The 6696-nt window shown below is 60.8% G+C and carries 6 protein-coding genes; 1 reads left to right on the plus strand and 5 read right to left on the minus strand.

Annotated elements, in window-relative coordinates; all coding sequences use genetic code 11:
* Positions 1-2: 2 nt before the first annotated feature.
* Genes rodA through ACR0MO_RS18155 form a run of 5 tightly spaced genes read right to left on the minus strand, consistent with a single transcriptional unit; the run spans position 3 to position 5621 of the window.
* Complete coding sequence (gene rodA / locus ACR0MO_RS18135) at positions 3-1142, minus strand: rod shape-determining protein RodA (RefSeq protein ID WP_170455550.1); 1140 nt, start codon at positions 1140-1142, stop codon at positions 3-5.
* A complete protein-coding gene (mrdA, locus tag ACR0MO_RS18140; RefSeq protein WP_480892626.1) occupies positions 1139-3088 on the minus strand; it encodes a penicillin-binding protein 2 in 1950 nt (649 codons plus the stop codon). Before mrdA ends, rodA begins: the two co-directional genes overlap by 4 nt.
* Positions 3085-3621, minus strand: a complete 537-nt coding sequence (locus tag ACR0MO_RS18145; protein ID WP_170522339.1) for a rod shape-determining protein MreD — start codon at positions 3619-3621, stop codon at positions 3085-3087. The genes mrdA and ACR0MO_RS18145 overlap by 4 nt, the downstream gene beginning before the upstream one ends.
* Complete coding sequence (gene mreC, locus ACR0MO_RS18150) at positions 3614-4516, minus strand: rod shape-determining protein MreC (RefSeq protein ID WP_170455545.1); 903 nt, start codon at positions 4514-4516, stop codon at positions 3614-3616. Before mreC ends, ACR0MO_RS18145 begins: the two co-directional genes overlap by 8 nt.
* A 58-nt stretch (positions 4517-4574) precedes the next feature.
* Complete coding sequence (locus ACR0MO_RS18155) at positions 4575-5621, minus strand: rod shape-determining protein (protein WP_039523195.1); 1047 nt, start codon at positions 5619-5621, stop codon at positions 4575-4577.
* A 155-nt stretch (positions 5622-5776) separates the two neighbouring features.
* On the opposite strand from ACR0MO_RS18155, the gene ACR0MO_RS18160 reads away from it, so the two are divergent.
* A complete protein-coding gene (locus ACR0MO_RS18160) occupies positions 5777-6562 on the plus strand; it encodes a 23S rRNA (adenine(2030)-N(6))-methyltransferase RlmJ (protein ID WP_480892629.1) in 786 nt (261 codons plus the stop codon).
* Positions 6563-6696 lie beyond the last annotated feature (134 nt).

A 6696-nucleotide genomic window follows, 5' to 3' on the forward strand; every position in this document is an offset into this window, starting at 1 on the left:
GATCAGCGGGGGCGGTGGATGTGCGCGCTTTGGACAATGCCGAAGGCTGCCATCAGGACCAGCATGGCCGACCCGCCATAGCTGACCATTGGCAGCGGTACGCCCACAACCGGGGCCAACCCCATCACCATCGACATGTTGACCGCAAAGAACAGGAAGAAGTTCAGCGCAATCCCCAGCACCACCAGTGACGAGAACCGATCCTTGGTCGACAGCGCCGTGACCATGCAGAAGATCAGGATCAGAGCATAGAGTATCAACAGAGTGATGCCGCCAACAAAGCCGAATTCCTCGGCCAGTGTGGTGAAGATGAAATCGGTGTGCTTCTCGGGCAGGAAATTCAGGCGCGACTGGGTGCCTTGCATGAAGCCGCGCCCGTTCCAGCCACCCGATCCCAAAGCGATTTTCGATTGGGTGATATGGTATCCGTCGCCAAGTGGATCGGATGAAGGATCAAGAAATGTGTCGATGCGGCGAAACTGATAGTCTTTCAGCAACTGCCATTCGGTTCCCCGGCTGTTGAAGACAGCGGCAATCAGCCCCGCCACTGCCGCTATTACCGCCGCAAAATAGGCCCAATGCACACCTGCCAAAAACATCAACCCGCCACCGGCGGCCAGCAACAGGATCGAGGTGCCAAGGTCCGGTTGCCGTAAGACCATGAAGGTCGGGATAAGGATAAGGATCACCGGAATGATCACCCAGAGCGGGCGAGAAGTTTTGTGAGAAGGCAGCCAATCGTAATAAGCCGCCAGCACCATGACCAATGCGACTTTCATAACCTCGGACGGTTGCAGCCGCATGAAACCAAGATCTATCCAGCGCTGAGCGCCCATACCTATGGTTCCAAAAAGCTCGACAAAAACCAGCAGAGCGATGGAACCCAGATAAGCCAGCACCGACATATTTCGCCAGAACCAGATCGGTACAAGCGCGATGATAAACATCACAGTTAAGCCCAGACCAAACCGCTCCATCTGAGGTTCGGCCCAGGGCATCCACGACCCGCCTGCCACGGAATAGAGCATCAGGAACCCGGCACTGGCCGTGCTGATCAGCAACAGGGTCAAAGGCCAGTTCATGTACAGAAACTTGCGGAACCCCGATGGCGTGGATTTGACGTTATACTCTAAATAGCTCATGCGCGGTCCTTTTCGTCAGGACGCGCTTTGGGGCGACGGTCGCCCTCAAGCCTCTTTTGCTGCTCTTTAATACGGTCCCGATCCGCGACCGGGTACGCCTCAAGCGGCGGGGTGCCCTTGTAGAGTGCCTGTAGCATGATATCTCGTGCAACCGGGGCCGCTGCTTTCGATCCGCCACCGCCATGTTCCACCACCACTGCAATCGCGTATTTGGGATTGTCGTAGGGCGCAAAACTGACGAACAGGGCGTGATCTCGGCGTTCCCACGGCAAATCCTCATTGCGGATCACCCCAGCAGCCCGTTCGGCCTTGGTGATGTTGCGAACCTGGCTGGTGCCGGTCTTGCCCGCCATACGCAGATCATCCGCAATGATACGGCTGCGATAGGCCGTCCCGCGCCTGTCGTTCGACACCGACCACATTGCCTCGCGAATGTAGCGCAGGTTGGTGGGGCTGATTGGCAGCGGTTCACCCGCGCCCGAGGGTTGTTCGACCCCGTTGATCGACCGCACCAGTCGGGGCGCAACGGCGCGTCCGGTGGCGATCCGTGCGGTCATCACGGCCAGTTGCATGGGCGAGGCGAGCATGAAGCCCTGCCCGATGGACGCGTTGGCGGTATCACCGATCAGCCATTCCTCGCCATGCACCCGCTGTTTCCATGCCTGATTGGGCGCCAGCCCGGCGCGCACGGCGGACATGGGGATGTCATGCTTGATCCCCAGGCCAAGGATGTTGGACATCTCAGAAATTTTGTCGATGCCGACCTTGATCGCCACGTCGTAGTAATACACGTCGCAACTGCGCTTCAGCGATGTATTCAAGTCCACCATGCCATGACCGCCGCGTTTCCAGCAGTGGAAGCGGCGGCTGCCGACCTTCAGGTGGCCGGGGCAATAGACGGTATTGCCAGGACCGATGACACCAGCCTCAAGTGCTGCCAGAGCGGTGACCATCTTAAAGGTGGAGCCTGGCGGATAGGTGCCCTGCACCGTTTTGTTGGCCAATGGGCGGTACTTGTCCTGCGTCAGTATTTGGTAATCCGCGACCGAGATTCCGCGGACGAACAGGTTGGGGTCAAAGCTGGGGGCCGAGGCCATCGCGCGCAGATCGCCGGTTTCGCAGTCGATGACCACAGCGGCGGCGCTTTCACCAGCCAGTCGGGCTTGCGCATATTGCTGCAGGTCCGCATCGACCGAGAGCTGAAGGTCGGCACCGGGCTGACCCTCCTGCCGGTCCAATTCACGCATCACTCGGCCCGAAGCGTTAACCTCGATCCGCTTGGAGCCGGCACGGCCTCGCAGCGAGATCTCCTGTTTGGCTTCCAATCCGACCTTGCCGATCTGGAAGCGCGGGATGCGTAGCACCGGTTCGGGATCTTCGATCTGGCTGAGGTCATAGTCACTGACGGGGCCGACATAACCGACGATATGGGCGAAATCCTCGTATCGGGGGTATTGCCGGGTCGAGCCGACCTCGGGCGTGACGCCGGGCAGGGCGGGGGCATTCACCGCAACTTTCGAGATGTCCTCCCACGTTACCTGATCGGCCAGTGTCACCGGCAGAAAAGGGGCCGAGCGGCGCATCTCGGTCTTGGCGCGTTCGATCTCATCCTCGTTCAGGGGGATGATGCTGGACAGCTCGGCGATCACCTTGTCGACGTCGCCTGCATCCTCGCGCACGATGACGATACGGTAGGACGGCGTGTTTTGCCCGATGATCTGCCCGTTGCGGTCGTAGATACGCCCGCGTGTGGGTGGGATCAGGCGGATATTGATGCGGTTTTCTTCGGCCAGAAGGCGATACTGATCGGCCTGATCGACCTGCATGAACCGCATCCGCGCCGCCAGCCCGCCGACAAAGGCCGCTTGCAGCCCGCCCAGTATCAAGGCCCGGCGCGGCAGGCGTTTATAGGAAAGCCCCTGAGTTTTGGTCTTGCGCGGCTTCATGCCCGTGCCCCCGCAACACTGACGTCTGCTGCCGACATCCGTCGCACGCCAAAGACGGACTGGCTGAGCAGAACAATTGCCGGATAGGCCGCAATCGTCACGACCAGCTGAAATAGGACGGGCGCAAAGGCGGCCTGATCAACGGACAGGACGGCCAGAATAACGCGGTTTCCAAGAAATACGGCAGTTGTGACCATGCCGACCGACATCCATTCACCCACAAAGCCCGCATCCCGCATGCCAGGTGCTGCCGAGCGCAGGTAGGCCGCGCCCAGAACCACCAATGCGGCCAGTAATCCGGGCGGGCGTTGCAACAGCAGGTCGGCCATCAGCATCACGGCGGCGATCAGCAAGGTCGGTACGTAATCCGGGCGGCGCAGCACCCATGCAAAGGTCAGCGCGATCATGACATCCGGAAAGGGCCAGCGATCCGGTTGCGCGTTTAGCGGCAGAAGGTGCAGGAACAGGACCAGAAACGCCAACACTACGTAAAGCCCCCGCATCGCCCAGTTATGTGAGGCAGGTTTATCCATCGCCGGCCTCATTGGGCGTCAAAGCGGCTTCGGGGCGCGCCGGGCCGACAATGCCACCGGGATCGCGGATCGAGGGCGCCGCGTTGAACCGCAGAACCCGCAGAAACTCCAGCCGTTCGAAATCGGCGGACAGGCGCACGCGCAGGCGGCCACCGGGGTCTGCGGCAATCTGGCCGATCAGCAGTCCGGCGGGGAATACGCCCCCATCGCCCGAGGTAATCACCCGGTCGCCGGGGCGCACAAGCTCGCGGTTTTCAAGGAATTCGACGGCTGGGGCCGGGGTGTTGTCGCCGGCGATCAGGGCCGTTTGCCCCGATGGCTGGATGGTCGCGGGAATGGCGCTGGAGGCATCGGTCAGCAGAATGACACGCGCCGTATCCGGCCCCACGCCCGAGATACGCCCGACCAGCCCGATCCCGTCCATTGTGGCCCAGCCATCGACGATCCCGTCCCGCTCACCCACGTTCAGCAGAACGGACTGCCGAAAGGGTGAGCCGCTATCTGCCATCACAACCCCGGTGATATAGGTCAGGCGCGGATCAAGGCGCACATTGTTCAAATCCAGCAGGCGCGCGTTTTCCTGTTCCAGTTGCAGCGCGGCCTCTTTCCAGGCGCGCATCAGGCGCAACTCGGACCGTAGCTCGCGGTTCTGTTCGCTCAGGCGCTGATAGCTTTGGAAATCGCGCACCAGATTGACGGTCGCCGTCACCGGCACCATGGCCCATTCCATCGAGGGGACAACGGCGTCCACCACCTGCGCGCGGAAACGCTCAACCCGAGGGCTATCGATGCGCCAGACGACAAAGATACCCAGCAGGCACAGCACAACGATCCCCAAAAGAAGACGACGCAGCGGGGTCGTGTAGTCATCGCGCTGTGATCGGTCTTTTGCCACAGGTTACCTTCCCGTGCTGCTCGTGCCGAATTTACCCTATGTGCAAAGGGTGCGCGCCTTAGCTTTCGTAGTCAATCGCGTGGCGCAGCTGTTTTTCGTATTCTAGCGCCTTGCCGGTGCCCAAAGCCACACAATTCAGGCTTTCATCGGCAATCGACACGGCCAGACCGGTCTGTTCGCGCAGGGCCAGATCCAGATCGCCCAGCAGCGCGCCGCCGCCGGTCAGCATCACGCCGCGGTCCACAATGTCCGCCGCCAGATCGGGCGGGGTCGTTTCCAGCGCGGTCATCACCGCCTCGCAGATCTGTTGGACGGGCTCCGACAGGGCCTCGGCCACCTGTGCCTGGCTGATCTCGATTTCCTTGGGCACGCCGTTCAGCAGGTCGCGGCCGCGGATATGCATCGACTGGCCACGGCCATCGTCGGGCATCCGGGCGGTGCCGATGGTGGTCTTGATCCGTTCAGCGGTGGATTCACCCACCAGCAGGTTCTGCTGACGGCGCAGGTATGAGATGATGGCCTCGTCCATCCGGTCGCCACCAACGCGGACCGAACGGGCGTAGACGATGTCGCCCAGCGACAGAACCGCAACCTCGGTGGTGCCGCCGCCGATATCGACGACCATGTTGCCGGTCGGATCGGTGATCGGCATCCCTGCGCCAATGGCTGCCGCAATCGGTTCGGCAATCAGGCCCGCGCGGCGCGCGCCTGCGGACAGAACCGACTGACGGATCGCGCGTTTTTCAACGGGTGTCGCGCCATGGGGGACGCAGACAATAATCTTGGGCTTCGAGAAGGTCGAACGTTTATGCACCTTGCGGATGAAATGCTTGATCATCTCTTCGGCGGTGTCGAAATCTGCAATCACGCCCTCGCGCATCGGGCGGATCGCCTCGATGGAACCGGGGGTCCGGCCCAGCATCAGCTTGGCGTCTTCTCCGACGGCCAGAACCTTTTTTACGCCGTCCTTGACGTGATAGGCCACAACCGAAGGTTCAGACAGGATCACACCGCGACCTTTGACATAAACCAGCGTGTTTGCTGTCCCAAGGTCGATAGCCATGTCCGCTGTGAACAGGCCGCCCAGATTGCCAAAGATCCCCATGTTTCCCCTGATCCTGTATGTCGGTTTTTCTACTGCCCGCGACTCGACGGTTCCGGGACGGATGACTTATAGGGTGCCAACTCGCCCGGTAAAAGGGCTGATTCCGCGACAATCAGCACCTTTTCGCCTCATTTGCAGGGACTTTAGAAGGCAACATGCTCTCATATCAACATATTTACCACGCCGGGAATCTGGCCGACGTGCAAAAGCACGCAATATTGGCATGGACGCTGTCTTATCTGACCCGCAAGGACAAGCCGTTGACCTATGTGGAAACCCATTCCGGGCGCGGGGTGTACCGGCTGGATTCAGACGAGGCGCGCAAGACGGGTGAAGCGGCGGCGGGGATTGAGCGGGTGCAGCGGGGCGAATGGTTCGAGGCATCGCATCCGCTGGCGCAGGCCATCGTGGCGACGCGGTCCAGATTTGGGTCGGCGTGTTATCCGGGATCACCCCTGATTGCGACAAGTTTGCTCAGACCACAGGACAGTTTGCATTTTGCCGAACTGCATCCGCAGGAATATGCCGCGCTGTCGCAGGCCGTGCCAGGGGGCAATGTCAAAACCTACAAGCAGGACGGATACGATCTGGCGCAGTCCCTGTTGCCGCCCACGCCACGCCGGGGGATGCTGCTGATCGATCCGAGTTATGAGGTGAAAACGGAGTATGATCGCCTGCCGGGCATCATCGCCAAGCTGCATCGCAAATGGAATGTCGGGGTCATCGCGCTTTGGTATCCGATCTTGCGGGATAACCGCCAACAACAGATGGTCGATGCATCGGTTCGGCAGAACTTACCCAAAGCGATGCGGCACGAGGTGACCTTTCCGGCGGCGCGAAAGGATCATCGCATGATCGGATCCGGCATGTTCGTGATCAACGCGCCGTTTGGCCTGAGCGACGAAGCGCAGAGACTGACGGACTTGTTCAAAACCCTTTGAAAGCTGGTGCGGCAAAGGGGTCTCCCGCCTCGCTTGCCAGCATCAAAGATGCCGTCAACCGAGTTGGGCCCAGAAGGGGGCCGCAGGCGCCCTGCCGGGCCCAAAACCCACGAAAGGTCGGCGAAGCCGGGTCG

It is taken from the genome of Ruegeria sp. K5, from assembly GCF_056531805.1.